This is a genomic window from Paeniglutamicibacter psychrophenolicus (genome assembly GCF_017876575.1).
Classification (GTDB): domain Bacteria; phylum Actinomycetota; class Actinomycetes; order Actinomycetales; family Micrococcaceae; genus Paeniglutamicibacter; species Paeniglutamicibacter psychrophenolicus.
The window spans coordinates 2773037-2787892 of sequence record NZ_JAGIOE010000001.1 but is presented as its reverse complement, the minus strand read 5'-3'; the positions used below and the strand labels follow the sequence as shown (position 1 = coordinate 2787892).

15 protein-coding genes are annotated in these 14856 nt (G+C 68.0%); 6 read left to right on the top strand and 9 right to left on the bottom strand.

Annotated features, from left to right (window positions below):
• Positions 1–79: 79 nt before the first annotated feature.
• The gene (locus JOF46_RS12610) at positions 80–1063 is read right to left on the bottom strand and encodes a tyrosine recombinase XerC (RefSeq protein ID WP_209907613.1); all 984 of its coding nucleotides are present in this window, start codon (positions 1061–1063) and stop codon (positions 80–82) included.
• Positions 1064–1133: 70 nt separating this feature from the next.
• Entirely contained in the window at positions 1134–2432 is a 1299-nt protein-coding gene (locus JOF46_RS12605; RefSeq protein WP_209907612.1) for a DNA-processing protein DprA, read from the bottom strand.
• Positions 2433–2817: 385 nt separating this feature from the next.
• On the opposite strand from JOF46_RS12605, the gene JOF46_RS12600 reads away from it, so the two are divergent.
• The 6 genes from JOF46_RS12600 to JOF46_RS12575 all read left to right on the top strand — a co-directional run bounded on the left by JOF46_RS12600 (position 2818) and on the right by JOF46_RS12575 (position 7717).
• A complete protein-coding gene (locus JOF46_RS12600) occupies positions 2818–3750 on the top strand; it encodes an ABC transporter substrate-binding protein (RefSeq protein WP_209907611.1) in 933 nt (310 codons plus the stop codon).
• Positions 3751–3891: 141 nt separating this feature from the next.
• On the top strand, positions 3892–4959 hold the full coding sequence (locus tag JOF46_RS12595; RefSeq protein ID WP_209907610.1) for an ABC transporter ATP-binding protein: 1068 nt from the start codon (positions 3892–3894) through the stop codon (positions 4957–4959).
• Positions 4956–5690, top strand: a complete 735-nt coding sequence (locus JOF46_RS12590; protein ID WP_245348114.1) for an ABC transporter permease — start codon at positions 4956–4958, stop codon at positions 5688–5690. The genes JOF46_RS12595 and JOF46_RS12590 overlap by 4 nt, the downstream gene beginning before the upstream one ends.
• Entirely contained in the window at positions 5687–6349 is a 663-nt protein-coding gene (locus tag JOF46_RS12585; protein ID WP_209907609.1) for an ABC transporter permease, read from the top strand. Before JOF46_RS12590 ends, JOF46_RS12585 begins: the two co-directional genes overlap by 4 nt.
• A gap of 88 nt (positions 6350–6437) precedes the next feature.
• Positions 6438–6935 carry a GNAT family N-acetyltransferase gene (locus tag JOF46_RS12580; RefSeq protein WP_209907607.1) on the top strand — a complete coding sequence of 166 codons (498 nt, stop codon included), beginning with the start codon at positions 6438–6440 and terminating at the stop codon, positions 6933–6935.
• Between the two features lie 164 nt (positions 6936–7099).
• Positions 7100–7717 (top strand): M23 family metallopeptidase, encoded by a 618-nt coding sequence (locus tag JOF46_RS12575; RefSeq protein ID WP_209907605.1) that lies wholly within the window; start codon positions 7100–7102, stop codon positions 7715–7717.
• Between the two features lie 20 nt (positions 7718–7737).
• Here the strand turns inward: JOF46_RS12575 and JOF46_RS12570 are convergent, their stop codons facing one another.
• The 7 genes from JOF46_RS12570 to JOF46_RS12540 form a co-directional block, all read right to left on the bottom strand.
• Entirely contained in the window at positions 7738–9288 is a 1551-nt protein-coding gene (locus JOF46_RS12570) for a YifB family Mg chelatase-like AAA ATPase (RefSeq protein ID WP_209907604.1), read from the bottom strand.
• Positions 9285–9644: a YraN family protein gene (locus JOF46_RS12565; RefSeq protein ID WP_209907603.1), complete on the bottom strand. Its 360-nt coding sequence runs from the start codon at positions 9642–9644 to the stop codon at positions 9285–9287. The genes JOF46_RS12570 and JOF46_RS12565 overlap by 4 nt, the downstream gene beginning before the upstream one ends.
• Before the next feature lie 154 nt (positions 9645–9798).
• The gene (locus JOF46_RS12560) at positions 9799–10293 is read right to left on the bottom strand and encodes a hypothetical protein (protein ID WP_209907602.1); all 495 of its coding nucleotides are present in this window, start codon (positions 10291–10293) and stop codon (positions 9799–9801) included.
• The gene (locus JOF46_RS12555; protein WP_209907601.1) at positions 10290–11258 is read right to left on the bottom strand and encodes a hypothetical protein; all 969 of its coding nucleotides are present in this window, start codon (positions 11256–11258) and stop codon (positions 10290–10292) included. The genes JOF46_RS12560 and JOF46_RS12555 overlap by 4 nt, the downstream gene beginning before the upstream one ends.
• Before the next feature lie 50 nt (positions 11259–11308).
• Complete coding sequence (locus tag JOF46_RS12550) at positions 11309–11965, bottom strand: hypothetical protein (RefSeq protein WP_209907600.1); 657 nt, start codon at positions 11963–11965, stop codon at positions 11309–11311.
• 2 nt (positions 11966–11967) lie between these two features.
• Entirely contained in the window at positions 11968–13623 is a 1656-nt protein-coding gene (locus JOF46_RS12545; protein ID WP_209907599.1) for an SH3 domain-containing protein, read from the bottom strand.
• A gap of 215 nt (positions 13624–13838) precedes the next feature.
• Positions 13839–14810 (bottom strand): hypothetical protein, encoded by a 972-nt coding sequence (locus JOF46_RS12540; protein ID WP_209907598.1) that lies wholly within the window; start codon positions 14808–14810, stop codon positions 13839–13841.
• Positions 14811–14856 lie beyond the last annotated feature (46 nt).

Below are 14856 nucleotides of genomic sequence, written 5' to 3'. Positions count from 1 at the left end.
TCGAAGTCCAGTAAGTCCTCTTTAGTATTGTGCATGATTATACGTCGTTCGGCCAGCGACTTTCGACCATGACTTCGGTTTATGCGCGCGGATGGGCCTTTTGGTAGCTCTCCTTGAGCCGCTCGACCGACACCTGGGTGTACAGCTGCGTGGTGGCCAGCGAGGAATGCCCCAGGATCTCCTGCACGGCACGCAAATCCGCTCCCCGGTCCAGCAGGTGGGTAGCCGCGCTGTGGCGCAGGGCGTGGGGTCCGCGCGCGGCGGTGTCGCCCAGCGCCGCCAGGGCGTCGGAGACCACCTGGCGGGCTTGGCGGGCATCGAGCCGCTTCCCGCGACGGCCAAGCAGCAGTGCGCGTGCCGAGCCATCGGTGCGCAAGACCGGTCGGCCGCGACGCAGCCAGTCATCGAGCGCATTCAGTGCCGGCTGGCCGAAGGGGACGGTGCGTTCCTTGTTGCCCTTGCCGATGACCCGCAGCGTCCGCCGATCCAGGTCGAGGTCGCCGATGTCCAGCGACACCAGTTCCCCCACGCGGATGGCGGTGGCGTAGAGCAGTTCCAGGATGAGTTTGTTGCGGTCGGCGAGCGCGAGCTGTTCGGCGGTGGGTTCCGGGGTCTTGTCGTCCGGGGTGCGGGGTGGTTGGGGCGTGGGTTGGAAGATTCGTTCGATTTGGTTGTTTTGCAGGATGTGCGGGAGGCGTTGTTCGCGTTTGGGTGATTGGAGGCGGATGGCCGGGTTGGTGGTGATGAGGTTTTCGCGTACTGCCCAGGCGAGGAAGCTGCGGATGGTGGCGGAGCGGCGGGCGAGGGTGGCGCGGGAAAGGCCGGCTTCCTGGAGGGTCATGAGCCAGCCGCGCAGGAGGGTGAGGTCGAGGCCTGCCATGTTGGTGGCGCCGCGCTTGGTGGCGTAGGCGTAGAGGTTGGTGATGTCGCCGCCGTAGGCGCGCAGGGTGTGTTCGCTGCGTTCGCGTTCCAGGGCCATGTGCCGCAGGAAGCCGTCGTGGGCTTCTTGGAGTTCGGCCGGGATGGGTGGGGCTTCGGTTTTTTGTTCGATTGGCTCTGGCACGTCTCTACTGTCTCCCGTGCGGGGGCTTGGGGCAATGGTGCCACGCCGTTTGGTTGGTGCGTGGTGTTGTTCATCTGGGTGTGGGGGCTCCGCGTTGGGGTTCGCGTCCGTTGGGGAAGCGGCGTATCCAGCCGTTGCCGGTGCGTTCGGCCAGTGAGCGGGCTGCGAGTCGGGAGAGTCCCCCGAGGATGGAGCCCATGCCCAGTCCGGCGACGATGGCCAGCTGGTCGGCGGTGCGCGGGATGCGGACGGGCAGGGCGTCGAGCAGGAGCAGGTCCTGGATGGGCAGTCCGTCGTAGTCCCTGCGGTCCTCCGCTTCCGTGGTGCCGGAGTCCCGGGTTCCGGGGACTGCTTCCGCGGGGATGGGTGCCTGCACGGGAAGGTTGAGTAGTTCGATGGCTTCTGCGGCGTCGGTGACAAGGGTCGCGGCGCCCTCGCGGATGAGGCGGTGGCAGCCTGCGGAGTTGGCGGAGAATACGGAGCCGGGGACGGCTCCGACCTCGCGGCCCATTTCGGCTGCGTGGTGTGCGGTGCTCAGTGCTCCGGAGCGCCAGCGGGCTTCGGAGACGATGGTTGTGGCACATAGGGCGGCGATCATCCTGTTGCGTTGCAAAAACCTCCAGCGGCTGGGTGTTGCCCCGGGTGCCACCTCGGCGATGAGCAGGCCCTGGCGGTGGACGGCCTTGAGCAGGTCTTCGTTCCCCACGGGGTAGAAGCGGTTCAGTCCCCCCGCCATGACGGCAATGGTCGGGGGCGTGGTGCGCTGGCCCGGGGACTGGTTGGTCGGCGGGTCTTCGGCGAGCGCCGCCTGGTGGGCTTGGGCGTCTATGCCGTAGGCGCCTCCCGAGACGATGCAGATGCCGTGGGCGCGCAGCCCGTGGACGAGTTCTGCGGTGATGGTGCGTCCGTACTCGGTGGCGTCGCGTGAGCCGACGATGGCGACCAGGCGGGAGGTGTCTCGCAGGATGGCCAGGTCCCCGTCTCCGCGGTACCACAGGGCCAGCGGTGCGGCGAGGCCGAGGGCTTCAAATCCGGTGGGCCAGTTGGGGTCTTGCGGGGCGATGAGTCCTCCCCCGAGGCGGGTCATGAGCTTGAGGTCGGATTCGGGGTCGGCGAGCGCTGCGCGTGGGCGCCAGCGTTCGAGTCCTGCGTCCAGGCGCAGGGCGGAGCGGGAGGCTCCGTGGGCGTCGAGAAGTTCTGCGACTTGTTGCTGTTCGCGGGCCGGGGCTGGTCCGGTGTGTTCGCGGATGAGCCGGTAGGCGTCGATGGCTCCGGTGACCTGCACGAGGGCGGCTCCGGTTTGGTCGTTGGGTTCGATGATGTGGGTGAGGCCGGCTCGCGCCAGGACCTCCGGGTTGGTGTTGTCCATGTCGTTGTTGCTTCCCGCTGGTGTGTTGGCGTCCTCCCGGGCATTGCGCCTTGCCCATGCCGTTTGGGTTCGGCGAAGGGCTGGGGCTTGGCCGGGAGGCTCTTGGTGTTCCCCTCATGGTGCGTTGCCCGGGCGCTCTGGGTCCGGGCGGGGAAGGCGGTGTGTGGATGGACCGCAGGCACGTGGCATTGGCAGGTTGTGTGGGCAAGTGCGTATCGCGGGCCGGTGATCGCCCCCACCGGTGCGTGGGTACTGCCGGTGCGGCACAAATGTTGCTTGTGGGAGTGCAAATGGGTAACGATGGGATCAACGCCCCTACCGACGGCCACGTGCTTCCGGGGGCGATCGCCGGTCGAAACAACTGAAACGAAACTAGGCACCACACATGAGAAAACAGAAGCTTCCCCTGATTGCAGCCCTGTCCGTCGTGGCCGGTTCGCTGATCCTGTCCGGGTGCTCCAATCCCACCGCCGCGCCTTCCCCCAGCGATTCGGCAAGCGGCGGCACCTTGACGGTGTCCTCGGCGAACTTCACCGAATCCGAGATCATCGGCAACCTCTATGCCGAGGCGCTGAAGGATGCGGGCTTCACCGTGGAAACGAAGTTCAACATCGGGACCCGCGAGGCCTACATCCCGGCGCTGTCCGATGGTTCGATAGATTTGATCCCGGACTACACCGGGAATCTTTTGCTCTTCCTGGACAAGAACGCCGATGTGTCCTCGCCGTCCTCGATCCTTTCAGCCCTTCCCGCGGCGCTGGCCTCCAAGAAGCTGACGATGCTCACCGCGGCTTCGGCCGAGGACAAGGACGCGGTCGTTGTCACCCGGGCCACGGCCGAGAAGTGGAACCTGAAGACCATTGAGGACCTGGTGCCGCACAACGACGAGGTCATCATGGCCGGCCCCCCCGAGTTCAAGGAACGGGCCGTGGGGTTGCCGGGCCTGGAGAAGAACTACGGGTTCGCGCCGGTGAAGTTCGAGCCGATTTCCGATGGCGGCGGCCCGGCAACCGTGAAGGCGCTGCTTGACGGGAAGGTCACCGCGGCGAACATCTTCACCACGTCCACCGCGATCCCGGCCAACGACCTGGTGGTCCTCGAGGACCCGAAGAACAACTTCCCGGCCCAGCAGGTCGTCCCGGTCGCCGCGGAGGGCAAGCTCGATGACAAGGCCGTTGCGGCGATCGATGCGATCTCCGCGAAGCTGAGCACCGAGGAACTGATCAAGCTCAACGGGCAGGTCTCCGGGGATGCGAAGGTCGAGCCGAAGCAGGCGGCCATCACCTGGCTCACCGAGCAGGGTTTGCTGGGAAAATAGCGCGGGATTCAACCCAAAAACAACCGAATTAGAACGCATGTTCGATTCTTTGATGGGTGGACTTGCCCGCCGGTGGGCCACACCCATCCACGACCGGATTTCCGCGCCGCACCGCCACGACAAGGACCCCAAGAAACCGCAATGATCACCTTCGAATCAGTGTCCAAGCTCTACCCGGGCGGCACCCAGGCGGTCACCGACCTGGACCTGCAGATCGCCACCGGCTCCTTCACGGTGCTGGTGGGCCCCAGCGGCTGCGGCAAGACCACCTCGATGCGGATGATCAACCGCATGGTCGCACCGACCAGCGGCCGGATCCTCATCGACGGGCAGGACGTGGCGGACATCCGTGCCGTCACCCTGCGTCTGGGGATCGGCTACGTGCTGCAAAACGCCGGGCTTTTCCCGCACCGCACGGTGCTGGACAACATCGCCACCGTCCAACGCCTGCTGGGCCTGTCCAAGGCCCAGGCCCGCGCCAAGGCCCACGAGGCCATGGAACGGGTCGGGTTGGATGCCTCGCTGGCCACCCGGTACCCGGCGCAGCTCTCCGGCGGGCAGAAGCAACGCGTCGGGGTCGCCCGCGCCCTGGCCGCCGACCCGCCGATCCTGCTCATGGACGAACCCTTTTCCGCGGTGGACCCGATCGTGCGCCTGGAACTGCAGCAGGAGGTCGCCCACCTGCAGGCCGAAATCAAGAAGACCATCGTGATGGTCACCCACGACATCGACGAGGCCTTGATCCTCGGGGACCGCATCGCGGTGCTGGCTCCGGGCGGGGTGCTGCACCAATACGCCTCCCCGATCGACATCCTCGCCCGGCCTGCCACCGACTTCGTCGCCTCGCTGGTCGCCAAGGACCGCGGGTTCCGCGCCCTGTCCTTCGAGACGCTCACCGGCCTGGGCACCACCGCCCTGCCGGTTCCGGGCCCCGAGGGACTCATCGACATGTCCGCGCTGGCCCCGGGATGGGGCGTGCGGGTCAACCGCGATTCCGGCACCGCCGCCTGGATCGACGCGGACGGGGCCGTGTTCGGCCCGCACCCGCTGGTGCCGGCGGATGCCTCCCTGCGCACCGGGCTGGACGCGGTGCTGGCCTCCCCGACTTCCGCGGCCCTATTGGTGGATGGAACCGGGAACATCGGTTCCTACTTCACCCTGGCGGATCTGGGGCCGCTGCTGCGCCCCAATGAACAGGCCCGGGCATGAACTGGCTGCTGGACAACCTCCCGCAGGCGATGGGGCTGACCGTTGAGCACCTGTACCTGAGCCTGGTCCCCACCCTCGTCGGGGTCGTGGTGGCCCTGGGGCTCGGGCTGGCCTTCGGGAACCGGCCGCGGGCCAGGGCGATCATCACCGCGGTGGCCAGCGCGATCTTCACCATCCCCTCGCTGGCACTGTTCGTGGTGATCCCCTCGATCATCGGCACCCAGATCCTGGATCCGCTCAACGTGGTCATCGCGCTGGCCCTCTACTCGACCTCGCTGCTGGTGCGCACCGTGTTCGACGCGCTGGACGCAGTGGCCCCGGAGGTGCTCAATGCCGCCGAGGCCCTGGGCTACTCCCACGCGAGGCGCCGGATCTTCGTGGACCTGCCGCTTGCCGTGGCCCCGCTGGCCGCCGGCACCCGGGTCGCCGCGGTGACCAACGTGTCGCTGGTGTCGGTGGGCGCGGTGATCGGCGTGGGCGGGCTGGGCCAGCTGTTCGTCTCGGGCTACCAGCGCAACTACCCGGACCAGATCCTGGCCGGAATCATCGTGATCCTGCTCCTGGCCCTGGTCTTTGACCGGGTCATCGCGGTCACCGCCCGGCTGCTGACCCCCTGGCTTCACCAGGGCGCTTCGGCGGCTTCCGGGGAAGGCAAGCGCCGCCGCACCAGCCCGGCACCCGCCGCGCCGGCACCGCAAGAACTGGCCGCACCCGGGCGGGAGGCCAAATGATCAACGAAATGCTGACCTACTTCGCCCAGGGCGCCAACTGGGCCGGGGAGACCGGGATCCCGGCCCGGCTTGGCGAGCACCTCTGGTACTCGTTCCTGGCCGTTGCGGCCGCCGCGGTTCTCGCGTTCCCGGTCGGGGTGTTCATCGGGCACACCGGTACCGGCAAGGTGTTCCTGGTTTCGGCCTCCAATGTGCTGCGCGCGCTGCCCTCGCTGGGCATCATGACGCTGCTGGTGCTCTTGATGGGCATCGGGCTGCTGCCGCCGCTGGCCGCGCTGGTGCTGATCGCGATCCCGCCGATCCTGGCCGGGGTCTATGCCGGGGTCGCCAACGTCGATCCCGAGGTGGTGGATGCCGCCCGGGCCATCGGCATGAAGGACTCGCGCATTATCTTGCAGGTCGAGTTGCCGCTGGCGCTGCCGCTGATCCTGGGCGGGTTCCGCGGGGCGATCCTGCAGGTCGTCGCGACCGCCACGATCGCGGCCTACGTGAACCTGGGCGGGCTGGGCCGCTACATCTTCGACGGGCTTGCGCTCTACGACTACGGCCAGGTGCTGGTCGGCGCGGTGCTGGTCACCGGCCTGGCGCTGGTGCTCGACGGGCTGCTGGCCCTGGCGGCCAGGGCGCTTTCCCCGGCCAGGCGTGCGATCGCCAACTAGGCCCGGGCCCGTCGGCGAGCGCGCTGCAAAGCAGGGAGGCGACGTGCCCTTGTCGGGGTCCAGGGAAGCCACCTGAAATACTGGTCCCATGCCATCCACGCCGCACCCGGAACCAGATCTCGTCCTGCGCCGTTTCACCCGCACGGACACGGAGTTCTTCTCGCGCCTCGCCACCGATGAACGTGTCACGCGTTTCGTGGGCGACGGAAGAACCTGGGACAGCGGGCTCATCGCCGCACGGGTCGATTCCGCCTTGGGCGATGTTCCGCCGCAGCACCCGGAGGCCAAGCGCTGGTTCATCGCTTCCCTCGGCGACGAGCCAGCCGGCCTGGTGGTCTCCTCCCGCCACGAAGGGGCCGTCGAAATCGGCTACTGGTTGGCGCCCGAGCATTGGGGCAAGGGATTGGCCGGGCGCATGGTGGCCCTGGCGATCCCCGCCGTTTGGGATGCCTACGGTCCGATTCAGCTTTCCGCGCGGGTCGACCCCGGGAACCGGGCTTCTGTTCGCATCCTTGCGCGCCACGGCTTCCACGCCGACGGGGCGACGCCCGAGGGCCTGGACGTCTACCGGCTGGAGCACCATTGACAATGGAACGGTCTTGAACAGCTGGGGCCCCGGCCAGCGGGCGTTCGACCGGAAGGAGAGCCTACGGTGGGTGCGAAGGTGAAAGCGGTGGCAGACTGTGGGCACGAGCCAGCCACGGGCGCCACCCGTTCATGGACTGGGCACCGCCTGCCGAGAGGAACCCCATGGCAGCCTCCATGGACCTGGAATACCCGTTCACCGGGCGCTGGCTCACCCAAAACAGCCCCGCCAACCGCGTGCCCAGCCACGGCACGACACTGTTCGCCACCTCCTACGCCATCGACTTCGTACCGGTCAACGAGGCCGGAGGCACCGCACCGATCACCTTCGCCGCCCTCATGCGTCCCGAACCGCCCGAGAACTTTCCCGGCTTCGGGCGCCCGCTGCTGGCACCCATCGACGGAATCGTCGTAGCCGTCCACGACTCCGAGCCCGACCACGCCGCATATCGCGGTCCGCCCTCGATCGGCTACGCGCTGACCCAGCAGCGCCGCGCCCGGGCCGGCTGGAAGGCGCTGGCCGGAAACCATCTCTTGATCGAGAGCCACGGCGGCGTGGTGGCCCTCTGCCACCTCCAACGAGGAAGCATCGCGGTCCGGCCGGGCCAGCGCGTAACCACCGGCCAGATGATCGGTCGCTGCGGAAACTCCGGCAACAGCACCGAACCCCACGTCCACATCCAAGCCATCGACATCCGCGACGTCGACGCCGCCCACGCGGTGCCCCTGACGTTCAACTCGGCGCTGCCGCGCAACGGCGAGGTCATCGACATCCCCGGGTAGCGGTGCCATCGCCGCCAGGTTCAGCCCACGTCCCCCTTGCCGTGCTGGCGCAGCTGGATCGCCACATCCAAGTCGTCCGCGGTAGGGCAGGCATGCTCGTTCAGGTCCGCGATGGACCAGGCAATGCGCAGCACCCGGTCATATCCGCGGGCGCTCAGCCGCAGTGACTCGGTGGCCCGGTTCAGCCCGGCCAAGGTGGCCGTCAACGGGCGCAGATCGTTGCGCAGGATCGCCCCTGGCACCTCGGCATTGGTGGTGATCCCCCAGCGCTTGAGCCGGTCGCGAGCCGCGGCACGGGCTTCGGCCACCCGGGCGGCCACCACCGCCGAGCATTCGCCGGTTCCGCGCCCGGCCAGCTCCTTGGAGGACAGCTGCGGGACAAAGAGCTGCATGTCGATCCTGTCCAGCAACGGGCCCGAGAGCCGGGCCAGGTAACGGCGGCGCTGCATCGGGGTGCAGGTGCACTCGGTCCCCTTTCCCAGGTTCCGCCCGCAGGGACACGGGTTGGCCGCCAGCAGCAGCTGGAAGCGTGCCGGGTAGCTGGCTGTGCCCGCCGCCCGGTGCAGCACCAGCACCCCGGATTCCAGGGGTTGGCGCAACGCGTCCAGGGCCGTGGCGGAGAACTCCGGCGCCTCATCCAGGAAGAGCACGCCCCGATGGGCCCGCGAGGCGGCACCGGGGCGCGGGATGCCGCTGCCTCCTCCAATGAGCGCCACCATGGAGGCGCTGTGGTGCGGGGACTCGAAGGGCGGGCGGCGCAGCAGCGAGGTGATGGGCGTCCCACCGGCGGCCAGCGAGTGCACGGCGGTGGTTTCCAGTGCCTGGGCATCGTCGAGGTCGGGCAGCAGCCCGGGCAGGCGTTGGGCGAGCATGGTCTTTCCGGCCCCGGGAGGCCCGGTGAACAGCAGGTGGTGCCCTCCGGCCGCCGCGACCTCCAGGGCATACTTGCCCTGGGCCTGGCCGAGGACCTCGGACAGGTCCGGCGCCGGCGCGCCGGTCACCGACCACGCCGCGCTCTTGCGCGCCGGCGAATTGTGCCGCGCCCTGTAGCGCAGCGCGAGGGCGTCGGCGCCGCAGTCGGCCAGGACCTGGGACAGGTGCGCGTAGGAGCGCACGCGGGCACCGGCCACAAGTTGCGCCTCCGAGCTGTTCTCCTCGGCGACCACCACCGCCGGGCAGCCGGCGCGCACAGCGGCCATGACGGCGGGAAGCACCCCGGGGATCGGGCGCAGGGACCCGTCAAGCCCCAGCTCGGCCAGATAGACGACGCCCGGGGCCGGGGTGATGGCCCGGTCCGCTGCCAGTGCCGCCAACAGGATGGCCAGATCGAATCCGGAGCCGCGCTTGTGCAGCGTGGCGGGGGTCAGGTTCACCGTCAGTCGGCGGTTGGGCAGCGGGATGCCGGAATTCCGTGCCGCGGAGCGGATGCGCTCGCGCGATTCGTTCAATGCGGCATCGGGCAGCCCCAGCAGGATGAAGCCGGGGATGCCGTTGCCGACATCCGCCTCCACCTCGATGAGCGCCCCGGACAGGCCCGTGAGCCCGATGCCGAGGGTTCGGGCCAGGCTCATGACTCGACCCCCACCAGGTGCTCGATGCTGGGTTCCGCACCCGGCGGCATCAGGATCGCCACCACGTCCACCCGCACGGCGCACGGATTGCGGCGATGGGTCACGCACCAGCGCCGCACCAGGCGCGAGAGCCTGCGCAGCTTGGCCGGGTTCACCGCCTCGGCCGGGTGCCCGAAGCCCATCGAGCTGCGGGTCTTGACCTCGACGCCGATGACCTGCCCGTCGGTCTCGGCAACGATGTCCAGCTCGCCGAGGTTGCAGCGCCAATTGCGCTCCAGCACTGTGTAGCCGGCGTTGAGCAGGTAGCTGGCCGCAAGCTCCTCACCTTTGGCACCGAGTTCCTGGTTGTGGTTCATGGGCACACTCCTGGGTCATCCGGCCGCGGTCCCCCGCGCGTTGACGGGGTTGCTGACCGGTTGGTTCCAAGGATGCACCGGGCCTGCCGGCGAGCGCCGGGGTGGCGGCAGGAGTGTGGATAACCGCCGGCATGGACCCCGGCGGGCGGCTGGCTCAGGTCAGGGGAAAGCCGAGCCCGGAGGTTTCGGTCGAATGGACCTGGGACTGGGCCACACGAAGAAGGTGCCCGTCGATCTCGAATTCGACCTCGCGCGGGAGGTCGGTGCCGCGCAGGCACAGCGGCAGGGGCGCCGTTCCGAAGGTGCCCGGCACCCAGTGCTCGAGGCGGGCGTGGCTTCCGCTGCGGTCTTCCGCTGATTCGCCGGCGAGCAGGCCGAGGACCGTTTCGGTCCCGTCCGCGTCAAGCGCCACGAGTTCCCCTTCCCCTGCCGCGTAGGAGTCCATCAACGCCTGGCGGTAGGCCAGCTGCTCCTCGGCGGGCAGGCGGTGGAAGACGCGGTCCAGGACCAGCACGGCGCCGGTGGAGTGGACGCGGGCCTCGCGCAGGGACAGCCGGTGCCGCTGGTCCCGGTGCAGCACCCGGTTGAAGGCGAGCACGAAGGGCACCTCGGTTGCGGGGACGGGATCGAGCGGGGAACCGGGGTTCATGTGCCCGGCTCCCGGTTGCCGAAGGTGCGGATGCGTTGTGCCGCCTCGCGCAGCGCGGAGGTGGCCAACCGGAATTGGACCTCCAGGGGTTCTGCAGTGCCGTCGGGTCCGATCGCGTCGTGGACCGTAACGGTCCCGGCGAGCTCCTCGGCTTCCGGTGCGGGATGGATCCAGAATTGGTGGTTCAGCGTGTAGGAGTGCGGCCCCACGTTCCCGTCGGCCCGGTGTGGCGCGCAGGGCTGCGGCGCGCCGGTGTCCGCATCGCGAAGCTCCAGGGTGATCTCGACGTTCCCGTGCTGTTCGTTGCTGCGCCGGAACCATATCAATCCGTCTTCGCGCACGCCGCGCACCACGACGCAGTCGATCATCAGCAGCACCCCGTTGCCGAAGACCTGCGCGGTGTCCAGCCGCAGGAACTCGGTCGGTGTTTGGTGGATGACGTGGTCCAGGATCACGGTGGCGCCGAGCTCGGTGGGGCGCGGCCAGTGCGTGTCGTCGGCATCCTCGGTGGCCTCGATGGCCGCAACAAGTTCCGCCCAGTCCTCCGGGGCGGTTGGCTCGTCCGGGAGTGACCGCTGTGGCGGCACCTCGGGCAGGCCCTCACCGGTGTACACCTGGTGCGCGACCAATAGCTCGTCAAGCGCCGCGTGGACGCCGCCGGAGGCGGTGAACAGCTCGGGTGCCAGCTCGGGCCGGAGCAGGGCGTCGGAGATCCGTCCCTGGCGCGCCTCCAATGCGTGGGCGTAGTCCAGCAGTGCCGCGTTCAGGGCGGGGATGGAGGCATCGAAGGCACGCTTGCCGACCTCGGGATCGTGCTCGACGCCGCCGAGGTCGAGGGACAGCGAGCTCTCGTAGCCGTCTGAGCCGACGAGGAACCCGAAGTCCTCGCCTTCAGGTTCTTCCCCGTGCGCATCACCTGAACCATTGGGGTCCTCGGGGTCGGGATTGCCTGGCTGCTCGCTCATGATCGTGGGGGCTCCTTCGGTGACTCGGTGGTAAGTGCGTTTGCTCCGGGCTACCCGCCGTAGGGCCAGGACCAGCCGCCGTTGTCCTCGGGGTCGTAGGCGACCTTGCCCTTGGGTGCGCCCACATCCAGGACGACCTTGCCCTTGACGCTTTGGCCGGGGTTGAGTACTGGCGGCAACAACACCGAGTCGTCGAAGCAGCCCCAGGCCGTTTCCGAGGTGACGTTGCGGTCCGGCGTACCGCTGGAGGTGGTCACCGAGAACGCCTCTGCGACCAGCGGCATGAACAGGTCCTTGGTGCTGCCGCCTACCTGTTCGGAGACCGAGGCGTCCAGGGTTGCCTTGACGTCCAGGACCAGGAACCTGGAGCGGGTCGGGGCCAGCTGCTGGTTTCCCACGCGCGAGGTGCAGCTGGAGAGCAGCTGCGTCTTGGTGACCTCGATGGTGAAGTAGCTCTTGTTGGTCTTTTCGTCGATGAGGCCGGCCTTTTCGCCGACCTTCTTCTGCACGTTGTCGAACCTGTCCGTTTTCACCTCGGTGCCGGTGGACGGGTTGGCCTCGGCGATCGCGGGCCCGGCCACCAGGTCGCCGGGAAGCTCCCATTCATTGCTGTTGGCCGCACCGGCGAATCCGATGCCCCACGCCACCAGGCCCACTGCCGCAGCGGATGAGACGACGCCGGTGATGATCTTGCCCTGCTTCTTCATGCTCAGAACCTCTTCAGGTAGTCGCCGGAAGTCACACGGATTCCGTTTTTGGTCAGGTAGCTGCCGATCTTCTTCGATCCCAGGTAGGCCCAGGACCTGTGGCCGTCCCTGTCGGTGACCAGCACGCGGTTGTAGTTCTGGTCGGCCAGCGGCTTGTTGGGGTCAAAGCGCTCCCACTTGTCCATGTTCACCACGGTCGCCCGGTAGCTGGCCGGCTTGATTTCCATCCGCTCGACAACCACCTTGTCGGAGGCGCTCTTGCTGGGGATGACGTAGGAGAGCCAGGTCTTGTTCGGCTGCAGGTACATGCGGTGGGAGGCGATCGTTGTCTTGGTTTCCTTCGAGGTCTTGCCCTTGAGGATGTAGTACGCCGATTGCCCCTTGCGCAGGGTCCCGTAGACGGCGAAGGAGTGCTGGCCTTCCTTGTCCAGGTATTGGTTGGAGATCCAGCCGGTGCCCTTGGAGGAGACCACGTTCGACCAGCCGTTGGCGGTTTTGAGGTAGGTGACCCGCTCGTTGGCCGGGACCAGGCCCAGGCTCTTGTGCCCGGTGTCCGACCCCTTGCGGATGTTGACCGGTGCCGTGGTCCAGCGGTAGGTGGCCCGGGGTGTCGGGGGCTTGGCGGTGGTGGGGCCGATGGTGCTCTTGGACAGCGTCGAGGTCGGCACCCAGCCGTTGCCGTTGCCCGTCCGGATGCCGGTCCAGTCGCCAATGGTGCGCAGCCATTCGACCTTCGCGTGCTGCTTCACCGTGGTGACCCTGGCCGACTTGTTGTTTGTCCCCGCGTACACGACCTGCGTGGATTTCAGCCAGCGGTTCACGATGGCGGGGTTGGTCTTGGAAAGGTGGGCGGATTCGATGTAGCCGGTCTTTCCAGAGACCTTGACCCTGGTCCAGGACCCGGAGGCCGCGAGGTATTCAACTTTGGCACGGCGCTGGTAGGCCCCAAGCGATTCGCTGGTCTTCGATGCGCCCTTGCGCAGCGTGGTGAAGGCGGTGGTGTACCTGTGCGTGGCGGACTGTGGCTTGGGTGCCGGTTTCTTGGCGGCGGGGGCGTTCTTGAGGTAGCTGGAGGCCACCCAGCCGGTCTTGCCCTTGTACTTCGTCTGGCTCCAGGTGCCGCTGGTCGCGGTGACGGTGATTGTGGTGTTCTTCGGGATGGTCACCAACGCCTTGGTCTTGGTGCTCTTGCCCTGGCGCAGGTTGAGGTTGTTCTTGGTGATCTTAAGGGCGGAGGGCTTGGCCTTCGCCTGGGGTGCGGCCTTTTGGGGTGCCGGCTTCTTCGCGGCGGGAGCGTTCTTCAGGTACTTGGAGGCAACCCAACCGGCCTTGCCCTTGTACGTGGTCTTGCTCCAGGTGCCGATGGTCTCGGTGACGGCCACCGCGGCGCTCTTCGGGATCACCAGCAGGACCTTGGCCTTGGCGCTGCGCGACTTGCGCAGGTTCAGGTTGTTGGTGGTGGCCTTCTTCAGGTTCACCTTTTTCGCGGCGATGCCCACGGGCGAGCCCATCATCGGTTCGAGCAACGTCGGCATCGTCCCGGTCGTTGTCGCGGCCGGAGCGAGGACCTGGCTGGTCGCCGGCGACACGAATCCGGTGCTGCTTCCGGTCACGGCGATGGCCAGTGCCAGCACTGCGGCGATTCTCTTCTTTTGCACTCGGATCCCCCAATGGTCCTGGTTTTGCTCGATGCCGCGCTCGGCCGCTGTGGCGGCCCGGCGAAGGCATTGGATCAACCATACGTGCGACGAATGGATGATCTGAATTAGAACGCGATATTACGGTTCAATGTACTCATTTTGTTGGCGCGTTGGTAGTGGCCAGCACCGCCAAAAGGAGATGTGAAGTTCTGCAATCAACTGTGCGGAACGCCTCAGCCGCCCGGTGTTTGGTTCCCGAAGGCGCGGATGCCGGTGGCGGCCTCGCGCAGCACCGCGGTGTCCAGCTCGAACCCGATTGCCAGCGGTTCGGTGCGCCCCTCTGCGGTGGGCGCGCCGCTGACCGTGAAGGTTCCGGTGAGCATGTCGGCGTCCAGGGCGCGCGACATCCAGAAGCGGTGGGTCAGCCGGTAGCACCCGCGCTCCACGTTCCCCTCGCCCCCGTGCACCTCACCGGGGTAACCGGTCCCGGTGGCGGGGTCCAGCAGCTCCAGGGCGAGTTCGACGGCACCGAGGTTCTCGTGGCTGCGCCGGTACCAGCCGAGGGCGTCCTCGTGGGCGCCGCGCAGGTTCAGGTAGTCGAAGGACAACAGCACCCCGTTGCTGTGCACCGTCGCGGTCCCCAGGTGCAGCACCTCGTGCGCACTCTCGTGCAGCAACCTGCCCAGCAGCACCGTGGCGCCCACTTCATCGAGCCGCGGCCCGAAGCGATCCCCTTCCTGGTCCCGGGCGAGCTCGTCCGCTTCGAGCATCCGCGCCCAGGCATCCGGATCCCCGGGTTCGAACGGCACCTCGCGATACAGCGGGCCTTCCAGGAACGAGCGGCCGGTCCAGGCGCGGTGGCCCTGGCCCAGGGCATCGAGCGCGTTGTGCACCGTGTCGGAGGCGGCCAGCACCTCGGAGTCTGGATTCCCCTGCCCCGGTGCGGAAGCAAAGTCCGGCGCGCGGGTCCCCAGCACCCGGCCGTATTCGTGCAGCGCGGTGTTCAGGCCGGCGATTGCGGACTCGAAGGCCTGCCTGCCGGCCCCGGCGTCCGGGGCCCCGGCGTCGGATTCGAAGGACAGCGTGCTGAGGAAGGGCAGCCCGTTCCTGCTGCCGCCCGATATCCTGCCGAAGGACACCTTCCCGGCTTCCTGTGCCCCTGTGTTTTCCCCGTCGGGGTTCTCGGTGCCTGGCTGCTCGTTCATGCGTGCTTCCTCGCCTTGGGGCCCGGATCCATGTTTCGATCGAGCG

Coding starts and splice junctions, on each gene's coding strand:
- JOF46_RS12605 (WP_209907612.1), bottom strand. CDS start 2,432: ATGGACAACACCAACCCGGAGGTCCTGGCGCGAGCCGGCCTCACCCAC.
- JOF46_RS12600 (WP_209907611.1), top strand. CDS start 2,818: ATGAGAAAACAGAAGCTTCCCCTGATTGCAGCCCTGTCCGTCGTGGCC.
- JOF46_RS12595 (WP_209907610.1), top strand. CDS start 3,892: ATGATCACCTTCGAATCAGTGTCCAAGCTCTACCCGGGCGGCACCCAG.
- JOF46_RS12590 (WP_245348114.1), top strand. CDS start 4,956: ATGAACTGGCTGCTGGACAACCTCCCGCAGGCGATGGGGCTGACCGTT.
- JOF46_RS12585 (WP_209907609.1), top strand. CDS start 5,687: ATGATCAACGAAATGCTGACCTACTTCGCCCAGGGCGCCAACTGGGCC.
- JOF46_RS12580 (WP_209907607.1), top strand. CDS start 6,438: ATGCCATCCACGCCGCACCCGGAACCAGATCTCGTCCTGCGCCGTTTC.
- JOF46_RS12575 (WP_209907605.1), top strand. CDS start 7,100: ATGGCAGCCTCCATGGACCTGGAATACCCGTTCACCGGGCGCTGGCTC.
- JOF46_RS12570 (WP_209907604.1), bottom strand. CDS start 9,288: ATGAGCCTGGCCCGAACCCTCGGCATCGGGCTCACGGGCCTGTCCGGG.
- JOF46_RS12565 (WP_209907603.1), bottom strand. CDS start 9,644: ATGAACCACAACCAGGAACTCGGTGCCAAAGGTGAGGAGCTTGCGGCC.
- JOF46_RS12560 (WP_209907602.1), bottom strand. CDS start 10,293: ATGAACCCCGGTTCCCCGCTCGATCCCGTCCCCGCAACCGAGGTGCCC.
- JOF46_RS12555 (WP_209907601.1), bottom strand. CDS start 11,258: ATGAGCGAGCAGCCAGGCAATCCCGACCCCGAGGACCCCAATGGTTCA.
- JOF46_RS12550 (WP_209907600.1), bottom strand. CDS start 11,965: ATGAAGAAGCAGGGCAAGATCATCACCGGCGTCGTCTCATCCGCTGCG.
- JOF46_RS12540 (WP_209907598.1), bottom strand. CDS start 14,810: ATGAACGAGCAGCCAGGCACCGAGAACCCCGACGGGGAAAACACAGGG.